At 65.8% G+C, this 16,202-nt stretch carries 14 protein-coding genes; 8 read left to right on the forward strand and 6 right to left on the reverse strand.

Going from position 1 to position 16,202, the window contains the following annotated elements:
- Window positions 1–53 precede the first annotated feature (53 nt).
- From BLW48_RS26505 to BLW48_RS26515, 3 genes are all read left to right on the forward strand, one after another.
- Window positions 54–743 carry a TetR/AcrR family transcriptional regulator gene (locus BLW48_RS26505; RefSeq protein WP_093057660.1) on the forward strand — a complete coding sequence of 230 codons (690 nt, stop codon included), beginning with the start codon at window positions 54–56 and terminating at the stop codon, window positions 741–743.
- Between the two features lie 25 nt (window positions 744–768).
- Window positions 769–2,028 carry a branched-chain amino acid ABC transporter substrate-binding protein gene (locus tag BLW48_RS26510; protein WP_093178430.1) on the forward strand — a complete coding sequence of 420 codons (1,260 nt, stop codon included), beginning with the start codon at window positions 769–771 and terminating at the stop codon, window positions 2,026–2,028.
- Between the two features lie 381 nt (window positions 2,029–2,409).
- Window positions 2,410–5,628, forward strand: a complete 3,219-nt coding sequence (locus BLW48_RS26515; protein WP_093178432.1) for a bifunctional cytochrome P450/NADPH--P450 reductase — start codon at window positions 2,410–2,412, stop codon at window positions 5,626–5,628.
- 22 nt (window positions 5,629–5,650) lie between these two features.
- Here BLW48_RS26515 and BLW48_RS26520 read toward each other — a convergent pair whose 3' ends face one another.
- Window positions 5,651–6,295, reverse strand: coding sequence for a DUF1444 domain-containing protein (locus tag BLW48_RS26520; protein ID WP_093178433.1), 645 nt, complete (start codon window positions 6,293–6,295; stop codon window positions 5,651–5,653).
- A 191-nt stretch (window positions 6,296–6,486) separates the two neighbouring features.
- Between BLW48_RS26520 and BLW48_RS26525 the strand changes: the two genes are divergently transcribed.
- Genes BLW48_RS26525 through BLW48_RS26545 form a run of 5 tightly spaced genes read left to right on the forward strand, consistent with a single transcriptional unit; the run spans window position 6,487 to window position 11,698 of the window.
- Entirely contained in the window at window positions 6,487–8,781 is a 2,295-nt protein-coding gene (locus BLW48_RS26525) for a type VI secretion system Vgr family protein (protein WP_093078954.1), read from the forward strand.
- Window positions 8,774–9,946 carry a DUF2169 family type VI secretion system accessory protein gene (locus BLW48_RS26530; RefSeq protein WP_177142416.1) on the forward strand — a complete coding sequence of 391 codons (1,173 nt, stop codon included), beginning with the start codon at window positions 8,774–8,776 and terminating at the stop codon, window positions 9,944–9,946. Before BLW48_RS26525 ends, BLW48_RS26530 begins: the two co-directional genes overlap by 8 nt.
- On the forward strand, window positions 9,943–10,290 hold the full coding sequence (locus BLW48_RS26535) for a PAAR-like domain-containing protein (protein ID WP_093078957.1): 348 nt from the start codon (window positions 9,943–9,945) through the stop codon (window positions 10,288–10,290). The genes BLW48_RS26530 and BLW48_RS26535 overlap by 4 nt, the downstream gene beginning before the upstream one ends.
- Entirely contained in the window at window positions 10,290–11,459 is a 1,170-nt protein-coding gene (locus BLW48_RS35670; RefSeq protein ID WP_218137524.1) for a colicin D domain-containing protein, read from the forward strand. The genes BLW48_RS26535 and BLW48_RS35670 overlap by 1 nt, the downstream gene beginning before the upstream one ends.
- On the forward strand, window positions 11,456–11,698 hold the full coding sequence (locus BLW48_RS26545; RefSeq protein ID WP_093078958.1) for a hypothetical protein: 243 nt from the start codon (window positions 11,456–11,458) through the stop codon (window positions 11,696–11,698). The genes BLW48_RS35670 and BLW48_RS26545 overlap by 4 nt, the downstream gene beginning before the upstream one ends.
- Before the next feature lie 56 nt (window positions 11,699–11,754).
- Here the strand turns inward: BLW48_RS26545 and BLW48_RS26550 are convergent, their stop codons facing one another.
- The 5 genes from BLW48_RS26550 to BLW48_RS26570 form a co-directional block, all read right to left on the reverse strand.
- The gene (locus BLW48_RS26550; RefSeq protein WP_093178436.1) at window positions 11,755–12,534 is read right to left on the reverse strand and encodes an esterase/lipase family protein; all 780 of its coding nucleotides are present in this window, start codon (window positions 12,532–12,534) and stop codon (window positions 11,755–11,757) included.
- A gap of 89 nt (window positions 12,535–12,623) precedes the next feature.
- Window positions 12,624–13,259 carry a TetR/AcrR family transcriptional regulator gene (locus BLW48_RS26555; protein WP_093057664.1) on the reverse strand — a complete coding sequence of 212 codons (636 nt, stop codon included), beginning with the start codon at window positions 13,257–13,259 and terminating at the stop codon, window positions 12,624–12,626.
- A 22-nt stretch (window positions 13,260–13,281) separates the two neighbouring features.
- The gene (locus tag BLW48_RS26560) at window positions 13,282–13,716 is read right to left on the reverse strand and encodes a phasin family protein (protein WP_093078959.1); all 435 of its coding nucleotides are present in this window, start codon (window positions 13,714–13,716) and stop codon (window positions 13,282–13,284) included.
- A 52-nt stretch (window positions 13,717–13,768) separates the two neighbouring features.
- Window positions 13,769–14,323, reverse strand: a complete 555-nt coding sequence (locus BLW48_RS26565; RefSeq protein ID WP_093057666.1) for a hypothetical protein — start codon at window positions 14,321–14,323, stop codon at window positions 13,769–13,771.
- 160 nt (window positions 14,324–14,483) lie between these two features.
- Entirely contained in the window at window positions 14,484–16,172 is a 1,689-nt protein-coding gene (locus tag BLW48_RS26570; RefSeq protein ID WP_093057667.1) for a WS/DGAT/MGAT family O-acyltransferase, read from the reverse strand.
- Window positions 16,173–16,202 lie beyond the last annotated feature (30 nt).

The raw sequence follows: 16,202 nt of genomic DNA on the forward strand, positions 1-16,202 counted from the left end.
CTGCACCGGGCAGGCGCTTGCCAATGGTGCATGGTGCACGAACAATCCTACCCATGGGTATAACTTCCGCGACACGGCACAAACCCTCTGGAGACCAGAGCGACACGACGGCGCAGCCGCACATGCCCCAGGGCACTGGCCGCCAGCGCGCGGCCACGCAGGGCACCGACCTGCAGCGCGAGCGCATCCTGCAGGCGGCCGCGCAGCTCTTCGCCGCGCAGGGCTACGCCAACACGACCATGGCGCAGATCGTGCGCGCACTGGGCGTGACCAAGCCCTTCGTGTACTACTACTTCCGCGACAAGCAGGAGATCTTCGAGACGCTGTCGTGGCGCCCGGCGGTCGACTGCTTCACCGCGCTCGACTTCGCGGCCACCGATCCGCGCCGCGCGAGCGAGAAGGTGCTCGAAGGCATCGAGCGGTTGATTCGCGCGACCATCACGCACCACCCCGTCGCCTTCTTCCCCTACCGCGAGCCGCAGGTGTACCGGCCGGAGTACATCGCGGCGCAGAAGAAGCTCGCGCACCACTTCTACGACCTGCTGTGCCCGCTGCTCGAAGAAGCGCGGCGCGACGGCGACCTCGACTTTGCGGAAACCAAGATCACCGCGCTCGCGGCCTGCAGCCTGCCCGGCTTCCTGTACAGCTGGTATCGCCCGGGCGGACGCCTGTCGCCCGACGAGGTGGTTGCCGAGCTCACGAAGCTCGCGAGCCGCGTGATCGGGCTGCAAGCGAAGAACTGACAAGACAACCACCAGGAGACAAACCATGAAGTTCAAGAAGGCGCCATTGGCGCGGATCGCCCTTGCCTGCCTGCTGGCCGCTGCCGGCGCCGCGCAGGCGCAAGCACAGCAGACCTACAAGATCGCCTACATCGATCCGCTCTCCGGCCCCTTTGCCAACGTCGGCGAACTGATGCTGATGCACACGCAGTACGCCATCGAAGACATCAACGCCAAGGGCGGCGTGCTCGGCGGCACGAAACTGCAGCTGCTGCAGTTCGACAGCAAGCTCTCGGCGCAGGAGAGCCAGAGCGCGCTGCAGGCGGCCATCGACCAGGGCGCGAAGGCGATCGTCACCGGTGGTTCGGGCTCGTCGGTGGTCACGGCGCTGGTGCAGTCGGTGGCACGCTGGAACCAGCGCAACCCGGGCAAGGAGCTGATCGTTCTGAATCACTCTTCCATCGACCCCGAGATGACGGGCAAGGGCTGCAGCTTCTGGCACTTCCAGACCGAAGCCAACACGGCGATGAAGATGAAGGCGCTGGCCAACTACATCAAGAAGACGCCCGATGTGAAGAAGGTCTACCTGCTGAACCAGGACTACGCGCACGGCAAGCAGTGGGCCAGCTACGGCCGCCAGCTGGTGGGCCTGGCGCGGCCCGACATCCAGTTCGTCGGCGAGGCGCTGCACCCCATCGGCCGCGTGAAAGACTTTGCGCCGTACATCGCCAACGTGAAGCAGAGCGGGGCCGACTCGGTCATCACCGGCAACTGGGGCCAGGACATGACGCTGCTGCTGAAGGCCGCGGGCGACGCGGGCTACAACCTGCGCTACTTCAACCACAGTGCGGGCTCGGTGCCGGGCACGGTCACTGCGGTGTCGCAGGCGAAACTGGGGCAGTTGACCTGGGTGGCCGAATGGCACCCTGGCGAGGCCGATACGCCGAAGGTCGACGCTCTGGCCAAGGCCTACAAGGCCAAGACGGGCAAGGACTTTCTCGCGCCGCGCATCGACATGACGCCTCGCCTGCTGGCCGCGGCCATCAACAAGGCCGGCAGCGCCGACACCATCAAGGTGGCGCGGGCGCTCGAAGACCTGACGTTCGACTCTGTGGTGGGGCCGGTGCGCATGCGTGCCGAAGACCACCAGTTGTTGCTGCCGCAGGTGGTCAACACCATCGTGCCGGTGGACGGCAAGACCGTGAAGACGGGTTGGGAAGGTACTAACTACGGCTTTCGTACTGACGCGGTCTATACCGGGAACGAGCTGGCGCAGGGGACTGAGTGCAAGATGGTTCGGCCCTGACTCGCTGACTTTCAGGGGGTGTGCGAAGAACACCGGGTACTCCCCTCCGCGAATGTCCCCCGCCTTCGGCTCCTCCTTTATTTCGCTGCGGGGAGCACCCGGTGCTCTTCGCACAGGGGCACGCTGCTGGTGATCTCGCGATGAACCACCGCTCTGCCCAACGCTCACGCCGATGGGGTGCCTTGCGCAGCGAAATAAAGGAGGAGGCCGCAGGCCGGGGGACATTCGCGGAGCAAGGCACCCCGTCGGTGTGAGCGCGCCCTGAATGAACTCCCCAGCCTAAGGGAAACCCCGTCCTGCCTGCCCCCCATGCCGTCGGGATACTCCGGTTGTTACATCCCGGATATCCGAAGCGGGTCCATTCCAAAGGCACAACAACCCATGGCAGGCAAAAACTCGCTCTACCCGATCCCGCATCCGGCGAAGAAACCCTTCGTCGGGAACCTGCTGTCGATCGGGTCCGACTCTCCCGTGCTCGACATGTGGAAGATCGCGCAAGACCTCGGTGGTATCTACTGGCTGGACATGCCGGGCATGCCGGTGATCGTGGTGTCGTCGCCCGCGCTGGTCGACGAGCTCTGCGAGGAGCCGCGCTTCGACAAAAGTACGCGTGGCGCATTGCGTAGGCTGCGCGCCGCGTCGCACGGGCTCTTCACCTCCGATACGCACGAGGAGACCTGGTCCAAGCCGCACAACATCCTGCTGGCCAACTTCAGCCAGCGCGCGATGCAGGCCTATCACCCGATGATGCTGGACATCGCGGGCCAGCTGGTCACCAAGTGGGAGCGCCTGAACTTCGACGAAGAGGTGGACGTGGTGCGCGACATGACAGCGCTCACGCTCGACACCATCGGCCTGTGCGGCTTCGGCTATCGCTTCAACTCGTTCTACCGCGAGGGCTTTCATCCCTTCGTCGACGCGATGGTGCGCACGCTGGAGACGGTGCAGAACCGCCGCGGCCTGCCGCTCGAAGAGCTGATGCTGAAGAAGGAGCTGGCCCAGCAGCGCAAGGACATCCGCTACATGCACAAGATGGTGGAAGACATCATCGAGGAGCGACGCACGAGCGGAGCCGACATCGCCACCAAGCCCGACCTGCTGAGCTACATGATCGCGGGCGTGGACAAGAAAAGCGGCGAGCAGCTCACCGACAAGATGATCCGCGACGAGTGCATCGAATTTCTCATCGCGGGGCATGAAACCACCAGCGGCCTGCTGTCCTTTGCCATCTACTTCCTGCTGAACAACCCCGAGGCCATGGCCAAGGCGCAGGCAGAGGTCGACAACGTGTTCGGCCCCGACGCCACGCAGAAGCCCACCTATGCGCAGGTCAACCGCCTGCAGTACGTGATGCAGGTGCTGAAGGAATCGCTGCGCCTGTACCCGACCGCGCCCGCGATCTCGATGCGCGCCAAGGAAGACACGAAGATCGGCGGCCAGTACACGATCAAGAAGAACAACATGATCATCATGCATGCGCTGGCGCTGCATCGTGACAAGGGCATCTGGGGCGAGGATGCCGACCAGTTCAACCCAGACAACTTCACGCGCGAAGCCGAGCGCGAGCGGCCAGTGAACGCATTCAAGCCCTTCGGCAATGGGCAGCGCGCCTGCATCGGGCGGCAGTTCGCCCTGCAGGAGGCTGTGCTCACGCTGGGCATGATCCTGCAGCGCTTCAACCTCGTGGACCACACGGGCTACAAGCTGAAGATCAAGGAAGCGCTGACGATCAAGCCGGAGAACTTCAAGATCAAGGCGCTGCTGCGCGATCCGGCCACGCGTCCGCGCGGCAACATGACCGACGCAGCCGCAGCCCCCGTGCAGCCCGTGCAAGCTGCCGCGCGCAAACCCCAGGCTGCACGCCACGGCACCTCGCTGCTGGTGCTGCAGGGCTCCAACCTCGGCACGGCCGAAGACCTTGCGCGCCAACTAGCCGAGGCCGGCGAAATGCGTGGCTTCTCCACGCAGCTGGCCTCGCTCGACGACTATGCCGAGCGGCTGCCGGCCAACGGCGCGGTGGCCATCGTCTGCGCCTCGTACAACGGCGTGGCGCCCGACAACGCGGCCGAGTTCCATCGCTGGCTCGACAAGGCCGACGATTCGCTCAACGGCGTGCGCTTCAGCGTGTTCGGCTGCGGCAACACCGACTGGGCCGCCACCTACCAGGCCGTGCCGCGCCGCATCGACGAACGGCTCGAGGCGCTCGGTGCCACGCGCGTGCATTCGCGCGGCGAAGGCGATGCGCGCGAGGACATGGACGGCGCCTTCCAGGACTGGAGCGACGCGCTCTGGCCCGAGCTGGTGAAGGCCTTCGACATCAAGACCGGCGCCGACACGCCCGTGCAGAGCGAACCGCTCTACACGCTCGAAGAGCTGCCGCCGCCGCAGAAGAACGCGATCGTCGATGCGCTGGGCGCAGTGGCGCTGCGGGTGATCGAGAACCGCGAGCTGCAAAGCGGAGGCAACGGAGAAGCCGGCCGCTCCACCCGCCATGTCGAACTGATGCTGCCCGAGGGCCTGATCTACCGCGCCGGTGACCACCTGAGCGTGGTGCCGCGCAACAGCCCGGCGCAGGTCGAACGCGCGATGGCACGCTTCGGCTTCGACCGCACGGCCCATGTGCGCCTGCATGCAGGCGCGGGCCGCAAGGCAGCGCTGCCGGTGGAGCAGGTGATTGCGGTCGACCGCCTGCTGGGCGACTACGTCGAGCTGCAGGACGTGGCCACGCGCAAGCAGATCGCCACGCTCGCGGCATATACCGAGTGCCCGTTCACCAAGCCCAGGCTCGCGGCGCTGTCGGGCAGCGACGAGGCTTCGCAGGCGGCATACAAGGCCGACGTGCTCCACAAGCGCAAATCGCTGCTCGACCTGCTGGAAGAGCACCGCGCCTGCCAGGTGCCGTTCGCTGTGTTCCTCGAAATGCTGTCGCCGCTGTCGCCGCGCTACTACTCGATCTCTTCGTCGCCGACGATGACGCCGGGCAAGTGCAGCGTGACGGTGGGTGTGGTGAGCGGCCCGGCCAAGTCGGGCATCGGCACCTTCGAGGGCGTGTGCTCCAACTTCCTGGCGCGCGCGGAAGCCGGCGACACGGTGCACGGCGTGGTGCGCGAAACCACGGCCGAGGGCTTCCGGCTACCGGACGATGCGAGCCGGCCGATCATCATGGTCGGCCCCGGCACTGGCCTCGCGCCGTTCCGTGGCTTCCTGCAGGAGCGCGCGGCACAGGTCGAGGCGGGCAATGCGCTCGGCGAGGCGCTGCTGTTCTTCGGCTGCCGCCATCCCGAGCAGGACTTCATCTATGCCGACGAACTCCAGGCCTGGGCGCACCGCGGCGTGATGAAGCTGCACACCGCGTTCTCGCGCGCGGGCGAGCGCAAGGTCTATGTGCAGGACCTGATCCGCGAGCAGGCGGCCGAAGTGTGGAAACTGCTGGAGGCCGGCGCGGTGGTCTACGTGTGCGGCGACGGCTCGCGCATGGAGCCCGACGTGCGCCGCACGCTGAGCGACCTTGCGCGCGAGCACGGGCAAGACAGCACGGCGTGGATGGACAAGATGATTGCCGACCAGCGCTACGTGCTGGACGTGTGGGCCGGCAGCTGAAAGGAAGACTGCGCAGGCCTCGTCAGGCCTCCAGTGCCGACGCGTGGTCCTCGAAGGTGCCGCGAACGTGCCAGCCGTCCGGGGTCAGCGCCATCACCTTGTCCGAGAGGCCGTGCGGCCCTGCCTCGGCCTTGACCTCGGCGGCAGCCGAGCACATGAGGCCCAGCATGGTCTCGGCCGTGATCGACTTCCCCCGGGCCTCGAAGCTCGCCCCGCTGTCCATGAAGTAGATGACGCTGCGGCTCGGCACCACGGCTATCAACTCGCCCTTGAACCCTTGTGACAACTGCTCCCAGAGGTCAGGCAGCAGCAGCATGCAGGCCTCGAAGCCGTCGCCCGTCACCAGCGCCTTGTACATGACGAGGTCCTGCGTATCGAGGTTGTGCGCCACCTGCCGGAGCATGTTGTCGATCGCGAGTTCGTACAGCGACTGCGGGTCGAGCCCCGTTTCCTCCATGCCCTCCTGGGTCAGCGTGATGAACTGCGTGGGCGTGTCGAGCGCGAAGGTCATCAGCAGATCGGATTCGCCGGCGAAGGGGTAGGCCACGGGCGTCTGCGCCTCGCGGTTGCCGCCCCGCGCCTCGATCTGGTCGAGCATCGGCTGCACGGCCTCGAGGAAGTCGACGTGCTTGATGCGGGGGTAGACGGGCGGCAGGTCGGGGTACATGGCGCCGCTATTGTTTTGGGCGGGGCCGCTGCGGCACAAGTGACGGAAGTCATGGTCGCGCGAGCCGGCTTTGCAAAACGCCCGCCCGGTCCCACCAGATTGTTGGGGCGATAGCAATCTATCGTGCTACTGGCGTTTCAGGCTCGAATTGCTACGATTTGCTTCGTCAGTCAGAACACCAGGGAGATTTCATGCCAATAGGCACCGCGCAGCTTGCGCGTGTTCTCACCGCTTCCTCGTCTGCAATGCCTGCGTTCGGCAACGAGCCGGCACTGGAGCCCATCGCGATTGAAGGCGAAGAGGGTTTGAGCCGTCTTTTTCGCTATACCCTGACCCTCGCCACCCCCGAACAGCAGGGCTACAACGAGCGTCAGGCGGCCAATGTCGCCATCAAGCAGTTGATCGGCGAGACGCTCACCACGCACATCGTTCTGGATGGCAGGCCCGGCTCAGGTCCGGAGCAGCGCCACATCTCAGGGCTGGTCACGCGCGTGCGCTTCCTGCGGCTGGAAAATCGCCGCGCGCTGTACGAAGCCGTCGTCGAGCCTTGGCTCACTCTGGCAACGCGCACGAGCGACTACCGCATCTTCCAGAACGAAGACGTGCTGGGCATCGTCAAGACTGTTCTCGGCAAGTACGGCTTGCCCTTCGAGATACGGGCCACGCGAAGCTATCCGGCTCGTGAGTTCCAGGTCCAGTACGGGGAAACCGACTACGACTTCATTGCCCGGCTGCTGCACGAGTGGGGCCTGTACTACTGCTTCGTGCACGAAGAAAACAACCACAAGCTGGTGATCGTGGACGACATGGCCTCTCACCAGCCCTTCGCGCACGCGGGCTATCAGACCATTCCTTTCCATGCCGCCGACGCGACCGCACGCGAAGAACGCTGCGACCGCTTCAATGCGCATGAGGAATTGCAAAGCGGCCGCTGGGTCACCGACGACTTCGACTTCAAGCGCCCCAAGGCCGAGTTGCAGCAAGTCAGTGCCATGCCGCGCAAGACCGCGCAAAACACATGGGAGCACTACAGATGGCCGGGCGACTACGTCGTCGAATCCGAAGGCGAGCAATTGGTGCGCACGCGCATGGAGGAGGTCGGCAGTCAGGGCGAGCGTGCCAGCGGCTCGGGCAACCTGCGTGCGGTGGTGCCGGGCTGTCTGCTCACGCTGGAGCGCCATCCTCAGAACGAAGCGAATCGGCAGTACCTCGTGACGAACACACACCTGCGACTGCAGGACGTGGGCGATGCAAGCTCGCAGCAGGAGTTCGAATGCCGGGTGGACTTCGAGGTCATCCCGACGAGCAAGGTTTTTCGTGCGCCAGTGCCGCCGGAGCCAAGGCCGCGCACCACAGGTCCGCAGACCGCCATCGTCACGGGCCCGGCGGGCCGCGAGATCTGGACCGACGAATACGGCCGCGTGAAACTGAGCTTTCACTGGAACCGCTATTGCACCAAGGACGAGAACAGTTCGTGCTGGATTCGTGTTTCCTCGCCTTGGGCAGGTACCAACTTCGGCGGCATCCAGATCCCGCGCATCGGGCAAGAGGTGATCGTCGACTTCGAGAATGGCGACCCCGACCGGCCTATCGTGACGGGCCGCGTCTACAACGCCGACAACATGCCGCCGTGGAGCTTGCCCGACAACGCCACGCAGAGCGGCCTGCTCACACGCAGCTCCGAGGGCGGCAGCGGTGCCAACGCCAATGCCTTGCGCTTCGAGGACAGGAAAGGCCAGGAACAGGTGTGGCTGCACGCCGAGCGCAACCAGGACATCGAGGTCGAGCATGACGAAACCCACTCGGTGGGCCGCGACCGCAGCAAGAAAGTGGGCCGCAACCAGATGGCCACGATCGGCATGGCCTACATGCACAACGTGGGCCTCGCCAAGATGGTGAATATCGGCCTGGCCTACTCCTTCAACGTCGGCATGCTGCGCAACACCGTCGTCGGCATGATGGACAACACCATGGTCGGCAAGACCCAGACCACCAAGGTCGGCGAGAAGTACCTGCTGTCCGTGGGCGGAGACAAGGGTAGCCACATCGAGATGGACGGCAAGACCATCTCGTTGCGGGTGGGCGCGTCGGTGGTGCAGCTCAAGGCCGACGGCTCGATTGCCGTCACGGGCAAGAAGATCAATATCACGGCGCAAGGCGACGACGTGACCGTCAACGGCGAGCACATCTGGCTCAACCCCATGGGCGGTGGCGCCGCTCTGCAACCCAACGCGGTGCCGACCCCACCGCCGGCCGAGCCGCCGGGCAGCCCGCTGGCGAGCCTGGGCGCACTGATGGGCGGCAACCCCGCCGACCTGCTTGGCAAGGCGGGGCAGCTCGCCTCGATCGCCCAGCAGGTGGCCGGGGGCGGCGGTGGAGGCGGCGAAGCTGCAGGCCATGCGACACAAGTGCTCGGCACTGTCTCGGCCGCGGTCTCCGCCGGCGTCGGAATGCTGGCGGCGGACAAGGGCAACGCCCATGGCTGAGCCCGCGCCGCCGATCCCCGCGCCGCGCCTGAGGCAATTGCGCAACGGCACCCCCTTTCCACACTTCCAGTTCGACAAGATGGGCAAGGGGCGGCGCTTCCACGACGTGGTGGTGGTGTGCGCGAGCTTCGTGCTCGCGCCCGGCCGGCTCGAACCGGCGGCGTTTCATCGCGGCCCGGTCTTCGCCGACGAGTCCTGGGATGCCGCGCACGCCACGCTGTCGAGCTTGCGCATGGCGACCGACGTGCTGCTGCTCAAGCCCGACGCCGATGTCTACGTGACGGGCACCGCGCACGCCCTCGACTGGACGCCAAGGCGCGATTGGCGCGCGGAGCTGCAGGTGCACAGGCACCATGACGCACCGCTGCTGCACAAGGCGCTGCGTCTGACCGGGCCGCGCCACTGGGACTGGCAGCCGGACGCCGCGCAGCGCAGCCTGTCCGACGCGCAGCCCACGCTCGCCGTGCCGCTGCGCTACGAGCTCGCCTACGGCGGATGGGGATTCGACCAGGGCGACGACGAATCGGCCCCGCCCCGCACCCACTCGGCCAACCCCTGCGGCACCGGATGGTTCGGTAGCGCAGCCCGCGAGGATCATCCCGGGGCGCGCCATGCCGCCGGACAGCCGTTCCCCGGCCCGCAGATCGAGCACACCGATGCACCGCTGCAGCACGCCAACCACAAGGACGCCCAGCCCGTCGGCTTCGGGCCGGTCGCGCGCTTCTGGCAGCCGCGTGTCGCGCTGGCGGGAACCTACGACGACGCCTGGCGCGAACGCCACGCTGGACAGCCCTACATGGACTACGCCGACGATTTCGACGAACGCTTCTTCCAGTACGCCCCCGCCGACCAGGTCGTGGCCGGTGGCCTGCGGGGCGACGAATCCCTTCGCATGAGCGGCTTCTTCGCCTCGACGCCCTGCACCGAGACCCAGCTCCCGCACCTGTGGATCGAGGCGCTGTGCAGGAACGGGGACGGCATCGAGCGCAGCGAAGCCATGAAGCTCGACACCGTGCACATCGACCTCGACGAGATGCTCGTGCACCTGACCTGGCGGCTCACGCTCGACCAGGCGCTCGACACGGTGGCGGTCGACCTCTTCGAGCGGCCAATCACCGAAGCCATCGCGGCCGATGGCGCCGCGCGTCAAGGGATACCGGCATGAGCGCCGAAAAGCACATCGCAGATGCGGAGTCGCGGTTCATGGTGGTCAACGTGGCGCCGGACTTCTGCATCGTCGGCAACCAGGTCGTTCCCTTCGACATCGTGTCGATCCTTCCGCCCGAGAAAGCGGCCTACTCGCACACCGTGTTCGCGCGCAGCGAGAAGGTGCTGATGGTCGACAGCATCGTCAAGGGCGTGGCGGGCAACGCGGGCAGCGGCGTGCGCTCGGGGGTCTCGCTCGGCGCGGGCAACGTGAAGATCATCTCCGGCTCGCAGACGGTCTTCGTCGAGAGCCGCCCCGTGGCCCGCCACGGCGATCTCTGCGAGATGAACGGGGCCGCCTGATGAGCTCGATTCCCGACGACAAGAAGACGCTGGGGCAGGTGCTGTCCACGTCTTCCTCGTCGTCGCCCTCTTCCTCCTTCTCGCCCCCCTCTTTCAACAGCAACGGCACGCTCGGCAGGGTGCTGACCTTCGAGGTGCCCAAGGGGCCGATGGTGCGGCGCCGGCCCGGCATCTGCAGCGAGCGGTACGAGCGGGAAAAGGCAGACTTCGAAAAGATACCGTGGTACGAGCGGATGTGGATCGGCACTGGTCGCGACGCGCGCCTTGAGCCCACGGATGCGCTGCAGGCCGCGAAGACATTTCAGCAGGCATGCGAAAAGATGCCAGATGAAATCCCCAAGTCGGCGCTGGACGACAAGCTCCAGCAGCTGAACGACCACTACACCGGCAAGAACCCCTTGCCGCCCGAACAGTCCTTGGAGCTCAAGAGAAGAGTCTCTTTCCTGCAGGACGTCTATACGCCGGGGCCACGCTGGGAGAACGGGCTTTCCGGCAGCGAAAGTGCCTGGCTGAGTGCGCAGAACCTGCGCTTCGGCAACACGCTGGGCATCGCCTTGCTGGGTCCGATCTTCGGCGCCCCCGGTGCGGCCACGCGTGTACTCGGAGGAAGCGAGGAGCAAGTAGCGGCGGCCAATCAAGTCGGCGCGGCCGCATTCGACATGGCCGCTGCGCATGTGGGTCTTGGCGGAAAGAAGAATGCCCCCGAGCCTCTGCCAAGACCCGGGGAGAACGCTCGCGGCGCCCCCCTCGAACCGGTCGGCCGGCCCGTCGGAGGAAAGTCTTCGACGCAGAATCCGCCACCGGAGCCCCCGGCACAAGGCACTGTCGTTCGACGCCTCCCGCCTCCCCCTCCAGCACCACCGCCAAGGCCTACGGTTCAGTACGACAAGAAACAACTACAGGCCAAGTACAAGCACGCCAAGGACTTCGGCGTGAACGATCCTTGGGGCAAGAATGCGGCCGCAAACTATCAATCAGCCTTGGAAGCGCACGTGCAGGATCCGGGCACACAGATGTTCAACGGAACGTATCGTGGCGACCCTGTCATCCACTACCTCAATCCCTCCACGGGCCTGAATGTCATGACGGATACTTCTCACAACTTTCTTTCCGGGTGGCGGCTCAATCCGGCCCAGATCAACAACGTCCAAACACGAGGCAGCCTGTGACGAACGACAAGTACGACTTCGACAAGGAAGTGAACATCACTCTGCCTCAAGCCAAGATGGCCATCCTGATGGAAATCTGTACCAAGATTGCCCAGTTTGGTCTCTCGCCGGAAGAAGAGCATGTCCTGAGAGAGATCGAATCCGCAGCCGAGTCAGAAATCGATTTCATCTTCGACCCGGACTACAAATCGGTGATGGAGAGCATCAGGAGAAAGCTCAGAGCCGAGCTTGACCTTTAGGCGTAGCCGCTCGGCTGCGCTTCCCGGATCTGACGAAGACCGACAGACAACCTCCTTCAGCTCTCTCGATCAGGGTCCGGATAAACCAGCGGCCCCAGCACTCCGCGATTGAAGGGCTTCCACTCACCCTCCGGCTGCGCCAGCCGGTCGGCCACGGCATAGAGCACAGCCGGGTGCGCACCCAGCCCCAGGTGGCTGGCGATGACTTCGATGTTCTCCGATTGCGGGCCGGTCTTCTCGATGCTGCAGCGCCATGCGACGACACCGTCGGTGCGGCTGAAGATCGAAGTGGTCGGCACGGGCGGCGTGGGCTGCACGAACTTCATGCGGCGCGGGTCGTGCGAGCTCTGGCCGCTCACGCCTTCGTACACGCGCCATGCGTTGGTGGCGCGCGGGCTGCCGGAGAACGGGCTGCCCAGCGTGATGACGTTGCGGATCATGGGCGCATAGGAAGACGCCAGCAGCCGCGCATACACGCCGCCCAGGCTCCAGCCGATCACGCTGACCTTCTGGCCGCTGTTGTCATGCAGGGTCTTCAGCAGCTCGACCATGCCGTCTTCCACGCCTTCGCGCGGACCGAAGTTGCGGCCCAGGCCCCAGCCGTGCGCGTCGTAGCCTCGGCTGCACAGGTAGCGGCGCAACAGCAGCGTGGAGCCGTCGCCCGCCACGAGGCCCGGCAGCACGAGCACCGGGTGTCCGTCGCCGCGCGGCGTGAGCTGCAGCAGCGGCCACATGGCGATGCCGGCACCGGTTTCCCAGAGCGCGCGGGCTTCAGCCAGCAGCAGCAGGCGCGACGGTGGCGCGACAGGTTCCTTGGCGTGGGTGGCGGTGGTCATGATGATGGATGGATCCCTTTTGGTTTTTATCTTCTTCAAGACGAACATGAGGCCGAAAGAATCAATGCCCCGTCGGACAACAACGTCATTTATCCGAGGTATTTGCCCCTCAGGTAATCAAGGTAAGCCCTCGATTCGCTGGAAACATACGGGGAAACCAGCGTGAGCGTGTAGAAAGCCGCCAGACCGGGGTCGGCCTGCGCCAGCGCGTCGCGCCCCGGCACGAGCCGTTCGAACGACAGCCAGCAGGTGGTGGTGAAGACCATCTGCAGCGCCAGGATGCGCGCCTGCTCCGCGCTGGTCTCGATCACGCCCGAGGCCACCAGGCCTTCGCACAGCGTTTGCGCGGCCAGCAGGTTCTGCGCGGTGAGGGCCTGCGCACGCTGGCCCAGCGCCGGGTATTCGCTGGCCAGGAAGGCCATGTCGCGGTAGATGAAGCGGTATTCGTCGATGGCCTCGAAGCGCAGGTGCAGCGCGAGCCAGAGGTCGTCGATGGCCGCGATCGATGCCGACGAGCCGTTCAGGGCCTCGAGCCGTTGCTCGAAGCGCCGGAACAGCCATTCGACGATCAGCTGCTTGGCCTTGAAGTGGTAGTGCAGGTTGCCCGGGCTGATGCCGAGCTCGGCTGCGATCTTGTGGGTCGACACGGCCGCGAGGCCTTGCGCGTTGAACAGCGCGAGGCTGGCCTGCAGGATGCGGTCGCGTGTGGTGTTGGAACTGGCCACAACCGGCTTGTCGGGTTGTCGCTCAGCGTTTGGCGCTGCGGCCACGGGAGGTGGCGGCGCCGGTGCCTTCGCCTTCGAGTTGCGCCACGCGTTCGCGCAGTTGCGCGATCTCGTCGCGCAGGGCCTGCACTTCGGCGGGGCCGGGCATGCCCAGGCGTTGCATGGCAGTGGCGACGCGCTGGTCGAACACGTCCTCGAACTTGCGGATGCCGAAGCTGTCGAGGCTGGGGACCTTGCCCTGCCCGATGCCGAGCAGGCCTTCGATCACGTTGGCCTGGCGCTTGGCGACGTCGTTGCGCACGTTGTCCAGCGCCTTGAGGCCGGCGCGCAGCAGGACTTCGGCCTTGCCGGGCTCCGCGGGCTTCTTTGCCGCGGGCGCCTTCTTCGCGACCGGCGTCTTCTTCGCAGGCGCCGCCCTCTTCTTCAACTTTGCAGTTTCGTCAGGACGGGTCGCCATGCAGTGCTCCAGATACCGGAAAAAAGAAAAGGGGCGCAAAGCGCCCCGGGGGTCAGGCCGCCTTGCGGGCAGCAGCGCGGCGAACCGGCTTCTTGGCGGCGGCAGCCTTGGCCTTCACCGTGCGAACCGGCTTGGCTTCTTCGGCGCCGCTCACGCGGGCTTCGATCTGCTTGGTGCCGGCGACGATCTTGTCGGCGATCTGCACCGAGACGGTGGCGATCGGCTGGTTCAGCGCGCCCAGGGCGTTGATCACCGAGGTGGCGACCGGCGATTCGACGCGAGCCACGCGGCTGGCGACCGATTCGATACCGCTGGTGGTGCCGGCGGCAACGCGGTCCATCACGTTCACGATGCGGCTGGTGTCGATGTCCAGGCGGTTGGCCAGGAAGCCGTTGATCTTTTCTTGCGCGCCGATCAGGTTGGCCTTGACCTGCTCGCTCACCAGCGGAATCTGGCGGCTGCCGAGGAAGTTGCTGTAGCGCGAAGCTGCGCCGCCCAGGAGGCGATGCACGCCGGTGCGGTAAGCGCCGACCAGGGTCTTGCCAGCGTCGTTGTATTGGCCGACGACGTGAACAGCTGCGGAAGCGATGGTGGTTTGCGTGGACATGGTGATTTCCTTGAAGTTGAAAGGTTCGCGAAGGAAACGGTATGTCTTTCGCGATGGGCCTATCTTCTTCTGTGGGGCCTAGGCCTGAAAAACTAGAACGGTCGGAAAACTAGTCCAACTGCCCCAATTTTCTTTCAGCAGGCCGGGGCCCGTGCGCCGATCATGCCGCAGCGGCCCTGGGGCTGCCGGAGCGCTTGGCCGGCGCGGCCTTGCGGGCCGGCGGCTTGGGCGTGGCCTTCTTCGCCGCGGTCCTGACCGGTGCCTTTGCAGCTGCTTTCACGGGCGCCTTCTTCGCTGCGACCTTGACTGGAGCCTTCTTGCGCGCGGCAGGTTTCTTCTTTGCAGCGGCGACGGGCGCGTGCCCGGCCTCGTCCGACGGCTCCTCGATCGTCTTCGCAGGCACCGGCGCAGGCGCCGCACCGGCTGCGGCCGGGTGCTTCTGCGTCAGCTCCATCAGCAGCTTGTGCTCGGCCAGCAGGTAGTCGCCGATCTCGGTGATGTCGGGCACGGCGCGGCGGCAGGCGATCAGGCCGTAGTCCATGCGGCCGTTGTAGCTCTGCACCGTGACGTTGAGCGCCGTGCCGTGGCTGGCGATCGACACCGGGTAGTAGCAGGTGACGAGCGCGCCCGCGAAGTACATCGGGAACGGCGCGCCGGCCACGTTCGAGATAGCCACGTTGGCCGCAGGCGGCAGCAGGTTGACGATGCCAGAGCGCCCCACCATCGACGCGATGCCCGACACCAGCCAGGGCGCGGCGAAGGTCGGGAAGTCGTCGAGGATCACGGCCTTGAAGCGGTTCATGGTCGACTTCGACGAGGTCGACGACGCGTTGATCGCCTTCAGCCGCTGCACCGGGTCGGTGATGTCGGTGGCCAGGCTCACGAGGATCATGCTGGCCTGGTTGTTGGCTGTCTGGTCGCCCGCTTCGCGCAGGCTCACCGGTACGCCCGCCACCAGCGGCTTGGCCGGCAGCTCGTTGTTATCGGCCAGGTAGTGGCGCAGCGCGCCGGCCACCGTGGCCATGACCACGTCGTTGAGCGACACGCCGAAGTGCTTGGCGATGTACTTGGTCTCGGCCAGCGAGATGGTGCGGCCGGCGAAGGTGCGCTGGTTGGTGATCGACACATTGAGCGAGGTACGCGGCGCGAAGAGGTTGAACTTCTTCGGCGCGGCGGCCGTGTCCTTCTCGGCCGCCTTCTCGTCGGGCTTGGCCAGGCCGCCGATGGCGCGCGCGATGGCGGGCGCCATCTTGAAGAGCTTCACGTACTGCTGCGCGGTGTTGCGCAGCGCAGCGGTGGCGAGTTCGGCCATGCCCAGCTGGTAGCCGCTGCTGCGCGGACGCGAACGCGGCGGCTTCACCACGCGGCCGGTGGCCTCGAGATCGAAGATGGCCTTGCCCACTTCCACGCCGGCCTGTCCGTCGATGCCCGCATGGTGCACCTTGGTGTAGAGCGCCGCCTGGCCGCTCTTGAGGCCGTCGATGATGTAGAACTCCCACATCGGCCGGCTGCGGTCGATCAGCGAGGAATGCAGCCGGGCCACGTATTGCTGCAACTGCCGGTTGGTTCCGGGCTTGGGCAGCGTGATGTGGCGCACGTGATAGTCGAGGTCGATGTCGTCGTCCTCGACCCACACCGGGTTGGTCATGTCGAAGGGCATCAGCGCGAGCTTGCGCGTGAACACGTCGGCCAGGTGGATGCGGCTGGCCATGAAGTTCTTGGCGTCTTCGTAGAAGTCGCCCTTGTAGCCCTTGGGCAGGTCGAGCACGTTCAGGGAGCCCACGTGCATCGGCATTTCCGGCGTTTCCAGGTGCAGGAAGGTGGCATCAAGACCGCTCAGGTGTTTCATGTGTTGTGTCTCCTTGGTGGGGCATGCGCC

The sequence above is a fragment of the Variovorax sp. YR266 genome (assembly GCF_900107295.1).
GTDB lineage: Bacteria > Pseudomonadota > Gammaproteobacteria > Burkholderiales > Burkholderiaceae_C > Variovorax.